This window comes from Phytobacter sp. RSE-02, from assembly GCF_040578655.1.
GTDB lineage: Bacteria > Pseudomonadota > Gammaproteobacteria > Enterobacterales > Enterobacteriaceae > Phytobacter > Phytobacter diazotrophicus.
Window position 1 is genome coordinate 50246 of sequence record NZ_JBEULY010000018.1, and the last position, 14706, is coordinate 64951.

Below are 14706 nucleotides of genomic sequence, written 5' to 3' on the forward strand. Positions count from 1 at the left end.
CCTGATGAGGATTACGCGTTTTTCAGCACTTCACTGACAATTTCTACCGCTTCTTTCTCAATCAGCTTACGGTGTTCTTCACCGAGGAAGCTTTCGCAGTAAATTTTGTAGGCGTCTTCTGTACCTGATGGACGGGCAGCGAACCAGCCGTTGTCGGTCATCACTTTCAGACCACCGATAGACGCGCCGTTACCCGGAGCTGCCGTCAGACGTGCGGTGATGGGATCCCCCGCAAGCGTGCTGGCACTGACCATTTCCGGAGAGAGTTTGGACAATGCCGCTTTCTGTGCGGAGGTTGCGCTGGCACCGAGACGGTTGTAGCTCGGCGCGCCGAAACGTGCGGCCAGCTCATCGTAGTGTTGCTGCGGGTTTTTACCCGTAACCGCGGTGATTTCCGCCGCCAGCAGGCACATGATGATACCGTCTTTATCGGTAGACCACGGCGTGCCGTCGAAACGCAGGAAGGAAGCCCCTGCGCTCTCTTCGCCGCCGAAGCCGAAACTGCCGTCAAACAGACCGTCAACAAACCATTTAAAGCCGACCGGCACTTCCACCAGCTTACGCCCCAGGTCATTCACCACGCGGTCAATCATGGCAGAAGAGACGAGGGTTTTACCCACGGCGACATCTTTGCCCCACTGCGGACGATGCTGGAACAGGTAGTTAATCGCGACCGCCAGGTAGTGGTTCGGATTCATCAGCCCGGCTGGCGTCACGATACCGTGACGGTCATAGTCAGGGTCGTTGGCAAAGGCCAGGTCGAACTTGTCACGCAACGCCAGCAAACCGGCCATAGCGCACTCAGAGGAGCAGTCCATGCGGATCACGCCGTCTTTATCGAGGTGCATAAAGCGGAAGGTTTGATCAACCTGATCGTTAACGATAGTCAGGTCAAGCTTGTAGAACGCCGCAATACGTTTCCAGTATTCGATACCGGAACCACCCAGCGGATCAACGCCCAGTTTCAGGCCCGCTTTTTGGATAGCCGCCATATCGACGATATCGGCCAGCCCTTCGATAAACGGCTGCACCAGATCCTGCTCTTTCACGTGACCGGACGCCAGTGCGGCATCCAGCGTAATGCGTTTCACACCTTTCAGGCCATCAGCCAGCAGCGCGTTCGCGCGATCTTCAACCACTTTGGTCACGTTGGTATCAGCCGGGCCACCGTTTGGCGGATTGTATTTGATACCGCCATCTTCCGGTGGGTTATGTGACGGGGTAATGACGATACCGTCAGCCTGCGCGCCACCTTTTTTATTATGCACCAGAATAGCGTTGGACACCGCAGGCGTCGGCGTGAAGCCATTGTTTTCCTGCACGATCACATCAACGCCATTCGCCGCCAGCACTTCCAGCACAGAGATAAAGGCAGGTTCAGACAGGGCGTGCGTGTCTTTACCGACATAGCACGGACCGGTGATACCGTTTTTGGCGCGCTCTTCGGCGATAGCCTGAGCAATTGCCAGAATGTGTTGTTCGTTAAAACTGTGACGCCCCGCGCTGCCGCGGTGACCTGACGTACCAAATTTTACCGCGTGCTCAGCATTGCCGATTTCTGGTTTCAGCACATAGTACTGCGCAGTAAGCTGGGCGACGTTAATCAAATCGCTCTGTTGCGCAGGTTGCCCCGCACGTTCGTGGTTAGCCATTGCCTGGTCCTTTTTATGCAAGGATTAAATTGTGCCGCAAACCTTTTCAATCAATTCCGCCGGGAATTGCATTGATTGCATGATGTGTTCCACCATGCTGCATTTACGACCCGTATTCGTGTTAGTGATAACCCAGTACGGGGTATCAGGCACCTGTTTTGGCTTCGTCTGATTGCCGTTTTGCAACAGGGTATGTTCATCCGCGGCGAAGTATACGCGGGTGCGCCCATGCAGAGACTCAGTGGATTCTGCAAAAGCTTTTTTATCTAATGAGTAAAGTGTAGACAGCACCAGCATAAAGCGATTAACGGCCTTTTTCTGCTCTGCATACTCGTCAGAGAGCAGCAGTTCACGCACCGCGCGGACTTTATCTTTTGCCGTATTAGCCGGTTTCACTTCTTCAACCGTAACAGGTGCAGGGGGTTCTTTCGCGAGTTGAACAGCGGCAGCTGGCTGCGAAGCGGCGGAAAACTTCAACATGCGCCGTAAAATGTCGGATGCGCTCTCGCCAATGTGCTTTGTATGGCTGGCAATATAACTGTAGAGCTCATCATCAACTTCGATCGTTTTCATCTTAATCCAGTGCAGTGTCTATTCTGAATACAAGTTATTGAGATTATAAAGTCAAATCCCAACAGCGGATAGCGTCAAACCAGGATGGCGGCAAAGTCAGAGTGTGTCAAAACCTTGCAGCCGGACGGCAGAATGTTCAACATAATACCTTAATCCGAAAGAGCGAAAAAAAGAACTTTGCCATGAAATTGAATACCCGAGCGCAATCTGCACAACAATCGCACAACAATTCCCCCATCGTGCTGGTGCACGGTTTATTTGGTAGCCTGGACAACCTTGGCGTGCTCGCCCGCGACCTCGTCAATGACCATGATATTATTCAGGTTGATATGCGCAATCATGGCCTTTCCGAACGCTCACCGGAGATGAATTATCCGGCGATGGCACAGGACTTACTGGATACCCTTGATGCTCACGGTATTGAGCGAGCGACTTTCGTTGGTCACTCCATGGGGGGGAAAGCGGTGATGGCCTTTACCGCACTGGCGCCTGAACGCATCGACAAGCTCGTCGCTATCGATATTGCCCCGGTCAATTACCATGTACGCCGTCACGATGAGATCTTTGCCGCCATCAATGCGGTGACCGACGCCGGCGTCACTACGCGCCAGCAGGCCGCCGCCGTCATGCGCGAGCATATAAATGAAGAAGGAGTAATTCAGTTCCTGCTTAAGTCGTTTGTCGATGGCAAGTGGCGCTTCAATGTGCCCGCGTTGTGGGATCAGTATTCCCACATAGTGGGCTGGGAAACTGTGCCTGCCTGGAACCACCCCGCTCTCTTTATCCCTGGCGGCAACTCGCCTTATGTTACCGAACAGTATCGTGACGAACTGCTGCAACAGTTCCCGCAGGCACGCGCGCATGTCATTGCCGGTGCCGGGCACTGGGTGCATGCAGAAAAGCCAGAAGCGGTTCTGCGCGCCATCCGCCGTTATCTCGCTGAAAAGACAAACTGATTAAAAACCCGGCGACCGGTTGCCTGAAAGCGCCCGGTCGTTGGCGTGTCCGCATCGCTGATGTATGATGGCGCGCTAATCAGCCCGGGCTATGACCCGATTGCTTGTACTTCCCGTAGTATTCTTAAATCATGGCTAAAGAACAAACGGACCGCACGACATTAGATCTGTTCGCGAATGAACGTCGCCCGGGACGTCCTAAAACCAATCCGCTCTCTCGCGACGAGCAATTGCGCATCAATAAGCGCAATCAGCTTAAACGCGACAAGGTTCGTGGGCTTAAACGCGTCGAATTAAAACTCAACGCCGAGGCTGTCGACGCGCTAAACGCGCTGGCGGATGCGCGGGAAATGAGCCGGAGCGAATTGATTGAAGAGATGTTACTGGCTCAGCTTAACGCGCTGAACGACCAGGAAACCCTCTGAATTATCGCAAAAATTCACTTTCATGTTGCACAGAGTGCAGTCTTGCGTGATTGCAGTTTCCGCGTGCTTCTCTGATCTGCTATGATTGCCCTTATCCGTGGGCCAATCGCCACCACCATATCATTAAGTTTCAAGAGGTTATTTTACTCATGGCAATCACAGGCATTTTTTTCGGCAGCGATACCGGTAATACCGAAAACATCGCAAAGATGATCCAGGCTCAACTTGGTAAAGATGTTGCCGATGTGCATGACATTGCTAAAAGCAGCAAAGAGGATCTGGAAGGTTACGACATCCTGCTGCTTGGCATTCCGACCTGGTATTATGGTGAAGCACAGTGTGACTGGGATGACTTTTTCCCGACGCTGGAAGATATCGATTTTAACGGCAAACTGGTTGCTCTGTTTGGCTGTGGCGATCAGGAAGACTATGCAGAGTACTTCTGTGACGCGCTGGGCACCATTCGCGACATCATTGAACCACGCGGCGCAACTATCGTAGGCCACTGGCCGACCGAAGGTTACCATTTTGAAGCGTCAAAAGGTCTGGCGGACGACAACCACTTCGTTGGCCTTGCCATTGACGAAGACCGTCAGCCTGAACTGACCGCTGGCCGCGTCGACAAATGGGTAAAACAGATTTCTGAAGAACTTCATCTGAACGACATCCTCAATGCCTGATGATGTTTGGCGCAACCTGCTGGTTGCGCCGGATTAATAGATAAAAGCGATGGAAATAATTGCTACAATTTTTTAACTTTTTTCTCCAGCGCTGTACAATGGCCCCTGATTAAAACGGGTAGCCCAAAGGACTTTGTAGACGCTACCACGTTTTATAAGCTTACTTTACTTGAGGACTTGCAGTTTTCATTCAGGCATGGCAGTTCTATAATGAGACGCATTATCCCAGGTGCATTCCTTGTAGCTTCCCGACGGGAAGTGAATCGTTTAGCAACAGGACAGATTCCGCATGACTGACAACAATACCGCATTAAAGAAGGCCGGCCTGAAAGTCACGCTTCCTCGGTTAAAAATCCTGGAAGTGCTTCAGGAGCCGGAGAACCATCATGTCAGTGCGGAAGATCTATATAAACGCCTGATCGACATGGGCGAAGAGATTGGGCTGGCCACGGTGTACCGTGTACTTAACCAGTTCGACGATGCCGGGATTGTGACCCGCCATAATTTTGAAGGCGGTAAATCTGTCTTTGAACTGACGCAGCAGCATCATCACGACCACTTAATTTGCCTGGATTGCGGCAAAGTGATCGAGTTCAGCGATGACTCTATTGAAGCGCGTCAGCGTGAAATCGCATCTAAGCATGGTATTCGTCTGACGAACCACAGTCTCTACCTGTATGGCCACTGCGCCGAAGGTGACTGCCGTACTGACGAAAACGCGCACGAAGCGGCTGATAAATAATCACCCGCATCGTTATAAAGCCAACCTCCGGGTTGGCTTTTTTATTTTCTGCTTTCACCACACGACAAAGCCCGCCGAAGCGGGCCCTTTCAGACGGTTAATTTACCGTGTTATGGTGGCGTATCTCCTGCCAGATCTGGTCACAGCGGGATTTTACCGCCTGCCCGTTTCCGGTATGCGTCGCTTCAAGACACTGCTGATAATCCAGGGTGCGCACGCTCTCCTCCTGCGCAAATTGCTGGTGCGCTTTCTCTTTGCGCAGGACATCCAGCACACTTCTGCACGCCGCTGTTTTTTCCGGAGAACCTTCTGCCGTAGTAATACAGGCGCTATAAGCCTCTTTTAATCGCGCATCTTCCTTTGGTGCCTGCGGCTGTTGCACACAGGCGGCAAGCCCCAGCGTCATCAGGGCAAGCAATATCGGTTTCGTCATCATGGCATTCCCTCGCATTAGAAAATATTCAGGGGCGCAATGACGATAAACTTCACGTCACGTTCGTCCTGGAAGATGTTGTTATATCCACCGCCCCAACTCGGGATATTGGAATGGTTATCATATTGGGTGAAATGCAGCTTGAATAAGGTGCCTTTTGCCATCCCTTCCTGCACCGTATAAAGCAGGTCAAGGCTGTACGCCGACTCTTTAATGGAATTTCCCGCATCGTAATATTTATCGCCAGAGGAGACATTGGACGGTTTGGCATCCCAGCCATATACATACGATGCACCGACCGCCCAACCCGGCAGATTCCAGCCTTTCAGGTCATACATAGCGCCAGCAAAGACGGATTTCTCATTATGGGCGTTAAAGTCGGAGCGGTTATCCCACCAGATATCCAGGCGACCGTTGGAAGACCCATACCGTGGCGTCATACGTGAGTTGAAATAGCCCTGGCGGCCATCAGCTTTGACCCAGGTCCCTTCCAGGCGTAAATCCACCGGGCCGACCGTATAGCCAAAAGTGAGTGCCTGTAGCCACGCGGTGCCGTCATAAATATCATTAATGGTGTTGTTATCGGCCTTGTCACGCGAGCCATAGAACTGATAACTGGTGGAAAGCGGGTTACCCGCGACGTCAAACTTATAGCTGGCTTTGGCAAAATATTGATCAACATAGCCCTGTGCCTGGCCAAACGCGGCTTCGAGGATCAGATCGTTTTTGAAGTCGTACGATGCGCCCAGAGAGTGGACATAATCAATTTTGCTCACGCCATCGTTCTGGTAGAAATTATCCGTTTCGTTATACCACGGCGCTTTGTATTCATTGGCCCACATGTATGAGAAGCTCAGCGCGCCACGATCATCGAAATCCAGTTTTGCACCGGCTTCTGCCCCCTGGTAGGTGCCCGGCATAAAGCTCCAGTTTGAGGCCAGCAGCGTTTGCCCCGTCGGCTGGATGTACCCTGCCCTCGCCCACACCGGGCCATATTTAAATTTCGCGGCGGCTTTATAGAGACTTGCGCCGCTGCGATCGCCGGACCAGTCTTCGTCATACACCTTGTGGCTATTGGAAAATGCGATTTCATTCGGGTGTGCGCTTTCTGAGGATTCAGCCATCTCAATCGCCGCAAAGACCGCGACATCAATACCGAACATATCGGCAGCGTAACCTGACTGGAAATCGAGATTGGTATTCCAGGTGGAGTGCGACAGGTTAGTTTTGTATTTATCGCCATCGGTGACATCTTTACGGTCACGCTGGCGCTGCCAGTAGTAAATCCCGCCGGTAAGCGTGGCATCATCAACAAAACCAGTGGCGCTGGCGGAAGGGGCGAAAGTTAAACCAGGTAATGCGGTGGCGCAGGCAATAGCCAACGCTAACGCCTTACGTTTAGCGTTAAACGCGTTCATGAGTGTTCCTCTTTGACGAAAAAATAAAAAATGCTGCGCAAAGGCAAACAGCAACAAAGTAAAAAAATGAAATATTACTGACAGTTATAGAAAATGTTTCTATCTCTGTCGTTTGTAAGCATATTTTTCGCGACGCGAATTATCAAGTATTTGCAGGAAGGGAATACGGGGATTATGACGCACCACACAGATTTGTGGCTTATCGGCTGACAGCTTGCACAGCAAGGCTTTCAGGGCGGCAGAGTCTGCGTTATCAATGAATAACTGAAAAGAGGATCGGATAAAATTAAAACAATATTTTAGAAAAAAAGAAGGGGTACCGTAACTTATTTTCAGACGAGAAATAAAAAACGCTGCACGAGGCAGCGTTTTTAGCATCCTGGCAAGACGGGCTTACTCGCCGATTTTAGCCCAGGTATCGCGAAGACCCACAGTGCGATTGAAGACCAGTTTGTCCGCCGTAGCATGGCGGCTGTCGAGGCAGAAGTAACCTTCACGCTCAAACTGATACGCTTTCGCTACCTCAGCGGCCTTAAGGCTCGGCTCAGCAAAGCCCTGCTTAATGACCAGCGATTCCGGGTTCATGACTGTCAGGAAGTCTTCCGCTGCACCCGGATTTGGCACGCTGAACAGGCGGTCATACAGACGAATTTCAACCGGCAGTGCGTGTGCCGCGCTAACCCAGTGAATAACGCCCTTCACTTTACGGCCATCTGCCGGGTCTTTGCTCAGCGTATCGGCATCAAAGGTACAGAAAATCGTGGTGATATTACCTTCCGCGTCTTTCTCAACACGTTCCGCTTTAATCACATACGCGTTACGCAGGCGGACTTCTTTGCCCAGCACCAGTCGTTTGTACTGCTTGTTGGCTTCCTCACGGAAATCGGCACGATCGATCCAGATTTCACCGCTGAATGGGACATCACGGCTGCCCATTTCCGGTTTGTTTGGATGGTTAGGCATCGAAACCATTTCACTGGCGCCCTGCGGATAGTTCTCGATAACCAGCTTAACCGGATCGATAACAGCCATCGCGCGCGGTGCGTTTTCATTGAGATCTTCACGGATGCAGGACTCAAGTGACGCCATCTCAATGGTGTTGTCCTGTTTGGTGATACCAATACGTTTACAGAACTCACGGATGGAGGCGGACGTGTAACCACGACGACGCAGACCAGAGATGGTCGGCATACGCGGGTCGTCCCAGCCTTCAACATGCTTGTCAGTCACCAGCAGGTTCAGCTTACGCTTGGACATGACGGTGTATTCCAGGTTCAGTCGGGAGAACTCGTACTGACGCGGGTGAACCGGAATGGTGATGTTGTCCAGCACCCAGTCATACAGACGACGGTTATCCTGGAACTCCAGCGTACACAGAGAGTGAGTGATCCCTTCCAGCGCATCACTGATGCAGTGGGTAAAGTCATACATCGGGTAGATGCACCACTTGTTGCCCGTCTGATGGTGTTCAGCAAATTTAATACGGTATAGCACCGGATCGCGCATCACGATGAACGGCGACGCCATATCAATCTTCGCACGCAGGCATGCCTTACCTTCTTCGAAACCACCCGCGCGCATTTTTTCAAACAGTGCGAGGTTCTCTTCAACCGTACGATCGCGATACGGGCTATTTTTACCCGGTGCTGTCAGCGTGCCGCGATATTCACGGATTTCGTCAGCGGACAGTTCATCAACATAGGCCAGACCTTTGCTGATTAACTCTACGGCATAGTGGTGCAGTTGATCGAAATAATCAGAGGAATAGCGCACATCGCCTGACCAGTGGAAACCTAACCACTGCACGTCATTCTTGATGGACTCAACGTACTCGATATCTTCTTTTACCGGGTTGGTGTCATCAAAACGCAGATTGCATTGCCCTTGATAATCTTGCGCGATACCAAAGTTCAGGCAGATGGATTTCGCATGACCGATATGCAGATAGCCATTCGGCTCAGGCGGAAAACGGGTGCAAATAGTAGAGTGCTTTCCAGTAGCCAGATCTTCATCAATGATCTGACGAATAAAGTTAGTCGGGCGGGCTTCAGCCTCACTCATCGTAGATTCCTCAAGGCGTAAACAACATATAACGGCACATGATCTTATAAGCCGCCCTCAGAGACAACCTTTAGTTACGGAAAATAGACACAAAACGGAATACTTTAATTCATGCAAAAAAAAGCGGCAGAGGAAGATCCCCTGCCGCTTATGGCTATTGCTGGTTCAGATTACATCATTAGCCTTTGATGTCGTACAGCGGCGTTTGCCCTGCCACAACGGAACCTTGTGCTTTGATAACCAGACCAGAGAAATCATCAATATTGCTACATACCACCGGGCTAATCATAGAACGGGCATTGGCGTTCAGATATTCCAGATCCATTTCCAGGATTGGCTGACCCGCCGTAACGGTTGCCCCCTCTTCGACAAGACGCGTGAAGCCCTGGCCACCCAGCGCAACGGTGTCGATGCCCATATGAACAACGATTTCCGCGCCTTTTTCAGTTTCCAGGCAGAACGCGTGGTTGGTATTGAAGATTTTCACGATGGTACCCGCTGCCGGTGCAACAACCGTTTTCTCTGTCGGTTTTACCGCTACGCCATCGCCAACGGCTTTGCTGGCAAACGCTTCATCCGGCACTTCATCCAGAGAAACGACCTGCCCGGTCACCGGAGAGACCAGTTCCGCAATCACCGCCGCGCTAACGTTCGGCACTGCCTGCGGTTTAGGCGCGCTGCCGGCTGCCGGGGCCGGAGCCGCAGCACCTGCCGCCGGAACGTCGCCCGCCGTTTTCATCGCATTAGCAATTTTTTCGGCCGCAAAACCCACAATCACCTGTACGCCGGTTTTATTCAAACGAATAACCCCGCTCGCACCCAGACGTTTAGCCAGCGCTTCGTTGACCAGGGAAGAGTCTTTCACGCTCAGACGCAGACGTGTGATGCAGGCATCGATACCGGTCAGGTTCGCGGAACCCCCAACAGCGGCAATATACTGACGCGCCAGGCCGGTCACATCCTGCTCGGAAGCCGTGCTGACATTCACATCCTGGCCATCCGCTTCGTCACCGGCAACCGCCAGTTCACGACCCGGGGTCAACAGGTTGAATTTCAGGATAGTGAAACGGAACACCACGTAGTAGATAACAAAGAACACCAGGCCTTGCAGAATCAGCATGTACCAGTGTACGGCCAGCGGGTTACGGGACGAAAGCACCATATCCACCAGACCGGCACTAAAGCCAAAGCCGGCAATCCACTGCATAGTCGCGGCGATAAAGACAGAAATCCCGGTCAGCACAGCGTGAATGAAGTACAGCACCGGTGCCACGAACATGAAGGAGAATTCCAGCGGTTCAGTGATACCTGTAAAGAAGGCAGCAAAGGCGCCTGCCATCATAATACCAAGGACTTTGGCTTTATTTTCCGGACGCGCGCAGTGGTAAATCGCCAGCGCGGCACCTGGCAGACCAAACATCATGATCGGGAAGAAGCCCGCCTGGTAACGACCCGTAACCCCAACAACCGCTTTGCCTGCTTCAATAGACTGCGCGCCGCCCAGGAAGTTAGGAATGTCGTTAATACCGGCAACGTCAAACCAGAATACGGAGTTCAGCGCATGGTGCAGCCCTACCGGAATCAACAGACGGTTGAAGAAGGCGTAGACGCCCGCACCGACAGAACCCAGTTTCTGAATGTGCTCACCGAAGCCAACCAGACCACTGAAGACTACCGGCCAGATAAACATCATGATGAACGCGACAGCGATCATGACAAAAGAGGTCAGGATCGGCACCAGACGACGGCCGCTAAAGAAGGAGAGCGCTTTCGGCAGCTCGACGCTGCTAAAGCGGTTATACAGTTCCGCGGCAATGATACCGACCATGATCCCAACGAACTGGTTTTTGATCTTGCCAAACGCGGCAGGAACTTGATCGGCTGGGATTTTCTGGATCATAGCGACAGCGGCTGGCGAGCACAGCGTCGTCAATACAAGGAAACCCACAAAGCCGGCCAGTGCAGCAGCACCGTCTTTGTCTTTGGACATACCATAAGCAACACCCACGGCGAACAGCACGCCCATGTTATCGATAATGGCAGAACCAGATTGAATGAAGAACGCCGCCAGCGCGTTAGATCCACCCCAGCCTACCGGGTCGATCCAGTAACCGACCCCCATCAGAATCGCTGCGGCAGGCAGCGTGGCGACCGGCACCATGAGCGCGCGACCAACCTTTTGCAAGTAACCTAAAAGATTCACGTTATTCCCCCTTTGAACCCCACCGGAGCCCTTAGAAACAGTCTTTTTATTGTCTGACTAACCCTGAAAACACGGCCATTTTTCATTACATTGAGAGTGTGTTGAAAATTAATTCGTCTCGCAAATTAAAAGCACCTTTTTTGTGATTTTAATCACCAAATATCGTTATTTGACCTCCTCTTTGCTGGCTAACCAGCAAAACTTATTTTATCATTCAAAAAATCAAGACGGATTGCCCCCATAGGGAGCGAAACTGAGTTACGCTTTACACTGCACTGGAACGCAATCCGCTAACTTTAATCAACTTAGAGGTGAACAATGAGACTGATTCCTCTGGCAACAGCTGAACAAGTCGGTAAATGGGCGGCCCGCCATATCGTCAATCGCATCAATGCATTTAAACCTACAGCGGATCGTCCGTTCCTGCTTGGCCTGCCAACCGGTGGCACGCCTCTTACCGCCTACAAAGCATTAGTTGAAATGCACAAAGCGGGCCAGGTTAGTTTTAAACATGTTGTCACGTTCAATATGGACGAATATGTCGGTCTGCCGAAGGAGCACCCGGAAAGCTATCACAGCTTTATGCACCGTAACTTTTTCGATCACGTTGATATTCCGGCGGAAAATATTAACCTCCTGGATGGCAATGCGCCGGATATTGACGCAGAATGCCGCCAATACGAAGAAAAAATCCGTTCCTATGGCAAAATTCACCTGTTTATGGGCGGCGTTGGCAACGATGGTCACATCGCCTTCAACGAGCCCGCATCTTCGCTGGCTTCTCGTACCCGTATTAAAACGCTGACCCATGACACCCGCGTGGCCAATTCCCGTTTCTTCGACGGCGACGTTAATCAGGTGCCGAAATACGCACTGACCGTGGGCGTGGGTACGCTGCTCGATGCAGAAGAAGTGATGATTCTGGTACTGGGAAGCCAGAAAGCGCAGGCTTTGCAGGCGGCCGTAGAAGGTAACGTGAACCATATGTGGACCATTAGCTGTCTGCAACTGCACCCGAAAGCAGTGATGGTGTGCGACGAGCCGTCTACGATGGAACTGAAAGTTAAGACATTGAAATATTTCAATGAATTAGAAGCGGAAAATATTAAAGGTCTGTAATTGTGTTTCGTTCCGCAAACCCAGCGGGACGACACCCATTTGTTAACCGGGGGTCGTTATGTATGCTTTAACCCATTGCCGGATTTTCACCGGCCATGAAATTTTGGATGACCACGCGCTGATTGTCGCGGATGGCCTGATTGATCGTCTCTGCCCTTTGGCTGAGCTGCCGCCCACTATCGAGCAGCGTGATCTCAATGGCGCAACGCTGACCCCCGGTTTTATTGATGTACAACTGAATGGTTGCGGTGGTGTGCAGTTCAACGACACCCCCGAAGCCGTGAGTATTGAAACGCTGGAAATCATGCAGCGCGCCAATGAAAAATCAGGCTGCACAAGTTTTCTGCCGACGCTTATCACCACCAGCGATGACCTGATGAAACAAGGCATTCAGGTGATGCGTGATTATCTGGCGAAACATGCACATCAGGCGCTTGGTTTGCACCTCGAAGGGCCGTGGCTCAATATCGTAAAAAAAGGCACCCATAACCCGAAATTTGTCCGCAAACCGGATGCCGAACTGGTGGATTATCTCTGCGCCAATGCTGACGTCATCACCAAAGTGACGCTGGCACCGGAAATGGCCGGTACTGAGGTTATCAGCAAGCTGGCTGCGGCGGGTATTGTGGTGTCAGCAGGCCACTCGAACGCGACATTAAAAGAAGCGAAAGCCGGTTTCCGCGCAGGCATCACGTTTGCGACGCATTTATACAATGCGATGCCGTACATCACCGGGCGTGAACCGGGTCTGGCGGGCGCGGTACTGGATGATGCCGATGTTTATTGCGGGATCATTGCAGATGGGCTGCATGTCGATTACGTTAATGTCCGTAATGCGAAACGCCTGAAAGGCGACAAACTCTGTTTAGTTACAGATGCAACAGCGCCTGCAGGGGCAGATATTGACCAGTTCATTTTTGCTGGTAAAACAATATACTACCGTAACGGACTGTGTGTGGATGAAAACGGTACGCTGAGTGGCTCCTCCCTGACAATGATTGAAGGGGTTCGGAACCTGGTCGAGCATGTGGGTATTGCGCTGGATGAAGTACTGCGCATGGCAACCTTGTACCCGGCTCGCGCGATAGGCGTCGACGGGCAGCTCGGCAGCATTGCCCCGGGTAAGGTCGCGAACCTGACCGCCTTCACGCACGATTATAAAATAATCAAGACTATCGTTAATGGTAACGAGGTCGTCATCGAGTAAATAAAAGGTATGACAGCAGGCGGACAAGCTCAGATTGGTAACGTTGATCTCGTTAAACAACTTAACAGTGCGGCGGTTTACCGCCTGATTGATCAACTTGGCCCTATTTCGCGTATTCAAATTGCCGAGCAGAGCCAGCTTGCGCCCGCCAGCGTGACAAAAATCACGCGTCAGCTTATTGAACGCGGCCTGATCAAAGAAGTTGATCAGCAGGCCTCCACCGGGGGCCGCCGCGCTATCTCTATCATTACCGAAACCCGCAATTTTCAGGCTATTGGTGTGCGTCTTGGACGTTCCGATACCACCCTCACCCTTTATGATCTGAGCAGCAAAGTGCTGGCGGAAGAGCATTATCCTCTGCCGGAGCGGACCCAGGAAACGCTGGAGCACGCGTTGCTGAACACCATCAGCGCCTTTATCGAAAGCAATCAGCGTAAGATTCGCGAACTGATCGCCATCTCGGTCATTTTACCAGGCCTTGTCGACCCGGAAAGCGGCGTCATTCGGTATATGCCGCATATTCAGGTTGAGAACTGGGGGCTGGTGGACGCGCTGGAAAAACGTTTCAAATTAACCTGTTTCGTCGGTCACGATATCCGCAGTCTGGCCCTTGCAGAGCACTATTTTGGGGCAAGTCAGGACTGTGAGGACTCCATCCTGGTGCGTGTTCATCGCGGTACCGGGGCAGGAATCATCTCTAACGAGCGCATTTTTATCGGTCGCAACGGTAATGTGGGTGAAATTGGTCACATCCAGGTAGAACCCCTCGGCGAGCGATGTCATTGCGGTAACTTTGGCTGTCTGGAAACCATCGCCGCCAATGCCGCCATTGAACAACGCGTAAGACATCTGCTGGAACAGGGCTACCAAAGCCGCGTAACGCTGGATGACTGCACGATAAAAAATATCTGTAAAGCCGCAAATAAAGGCGACGCGCTGGCGTGCGAAGTGATTGAGTACGTCGGTCGCCATCTGGGTAAAACCATCGCCATTGCCATTAACCTCTTCAATCCGCAGAAAGTGGTCATCGCCGGGGAAATTGTTGAAGCGGAGAAAGTGTTGCTGCCTGCTATTGAAGGTTGCATTAACACCCAGTCGCTCAAAGCATTCCGTAAAAATCTTCCGGTGGTGCGATCCACCCTTGACCATCGCTCGGCGATAGGCGCTTTTGCCCTGGTGAAACGCGCCATGCTCAACGGCATGCTGCTGCAACGCTTGCTGGAAAGCTGACAGGGTT

Annotated in this window: 13 protein-coding genes; 7 read left to right on the forward strand and 6 right to left on the reverse strand. The window is 51.9% G+C overall.

Features of this window, described 5'->3' with window-relative positions; all coding sequences use genetic code 11:
- Positions 1–11: 11 nt before the first annotated feature.
- Both pgm and seqA read right to left on the reverse strand, forming a co-directional pair.
- Positions 12–1652: a phosphoglucomutase (alpha-D-glucose-1,6-bisphosphate-dependent) gene (pgm, locus tag ABU190_RS24065; protein WP_041852099.1), complete on the reverse strand. Its 1641-nt coding sequence runs from the start codon at positions 1650–1652 to the stop codon at positions 12–14.
- Positions 1653–1676: 24 nt separating this feature from the next.
- A complete protein-coding gene (seqA, locus tag ABU190_RS24070) occupies positions 1677–2225 on the reverse strand; it encodes a replication initiation negative regulator SeqA (RefSeq protein ID WP_041852100.1) in 549 nt (182 codons plus the stop codon).
- Between the two features lie 182 nt (positions 2226–2407).
- On the opposite strand from seqA, the gene ybfF reads away from it, so the two are divergent.
- The 4 genes from ybfF to fur all read left to right on the forward strand — a co-directional run bounded on the left by ybfF (position 2408) and on the right by fur (position 5028).
- Positions 2408–3181: an esterase gene (gene ybfF, locus ABU190_RS24075; protein ID WP_354692566.1), complete on the forward strand. Its 774-nt coding sequence runs from the start codon at positions 2408–2410 to the stop codon at positions 3179–3181.
- A 131-nt stretch (positions 3182–3312) separates the two neighbouring features.
- Positions 3313–3606: a LexA regulated protein gene (ybfE, locus tag ABU190_RS24080; RefSeq protein ID WP_354692567.1), complete on the forward strand. Its 294-nt coding sequence runs from the start codon at positions 3313–3315 to the stop codon at positions 3604–3606.
- 149 nt (positions 3607–3755) lie between these two features.
- Positions 3756–4286 (forward strand): flavodoxin FldA, encoded by a 531-nt coding sequence (fldA, locus tag ABU190_RS24085; protein WP_041852103.1) that lies wholly within the window; start codon positions 3756–3758, stop codon positions 4284–4286.
- A gap of 289 nt (positions 4287–4575) precedes the next feature.
- Positions 4576–5028 carry a ferric iron uptake transcriptional regulator gene (gene fur / locus ABU190_RS24090; RefSeq protein WP_041852104.1) on the forward strand — a complete coding sequence of 151 codons (453 nt, stop codon included), beginning with the start codon at positions 4576–4578 and terminating at the stop codon, positions 5026–5028.
- A 97-nt stretch (positions 5029–5125) separates the two neighbouring features.
- Here the strand turns inward: fur and chiQ are convergent, their stop codons facing one another.
- The 4 genes from chiQ to nagE form a co-directional block, all read right to left on the reverse strand.
- Positions 5126–5461 (reverse strand): ChiQ/YbfN family lipoprotein, encoded by a 336-nt coding sequence (chiQ, locus tag ABU190_RS24095; RefSeq protein ID WP_271850853.1) that lies wholly within the window; start codon positions 5459–5461, stop codon positions 5126–5128.
- Between the two features lie 17 nt (positions 5462–5478).
- Entirely contained in the window at positions 5479–6879 is a 1401-nt protein-coding gene (locus tag ABU190_RS24100) for an OprD family outer membrane porin (protein WP_296417619.1), read from the reverse strand.
- Between the two features lie 393 nt (positions 6880–7272).
- Positions 7273–8940, reverse strand: a complete 1668-nt coding sequence (gene glnS, locus ABU190_RS24105) for a glutamine--tRNA ligase (RefSeq protein WP_296417633.1) — start codon at positions 8938–8940, stop codon at positions 7273–7275.
- Positions 8941–9118: 178 nt separating this feature from the next.
- Positions 9119–11143, reverse strand: coding sequence for an N-acetylglucosamine-specific PTS transporter subunit IIBC (gene nagE, locus ABU190_RS24110; RefSeq protein WP_296417636.1), 2025 nt, complete (start codon positions 11141–11143; stop codon positions 9119–9121).
- Between the two features lie 318 nt (positions 11144–11461).
- Here nagE and nagB point away from each other — a divergent pair, with 318 nt between their 5' ends.
- The 3 genes from nagB to ABU190_RS24125 are packed head-to-tail and all read left to right on the forward strand — an operon-like array spanning position 11462 to position 14699.
- Positions 11462–12262 (forward strand): glucosamine-6-phosphate deaminase, encoded by an 801-nt coding sequence (gene nagB, locus ABU190_RS24115; RefSeq protein ID WP_041852108.1) that lies wholly within the window; start codon positions 11462–11464, stop codon positions 12260–12262.
- A gap of 58 nt (positions 12263–12320) precedes the next feature.
- A complete protein-coding gene (gene nagA / locus ABU190_RS24120) occupies positions 12321–13469 on the forward strand; it encodes an N-acetylglucosamine-6-phosphate deacetylase (RefSeq protein ID WP_354692568.1) in 1149 nt (382 codons plus the stop codon).
- Between the two features lie 9 nt (positions 13470–13478).
- Positions 13479–14699 carry an N-acetylglucosamine repressor gene (locus tag ABU190_RS24125; RefSeq protein ID WP_354692569.1) on the forward strand — a complete coding sequence of 407 codons (1221 nt, stop codon included), beginning with the start codon at positions 13479–13481 and terminating at the stop codon, positions 14697–14699.
- The last annotated feature ends 7 nt before the right edge of the window (positions 14700–14706 follow it).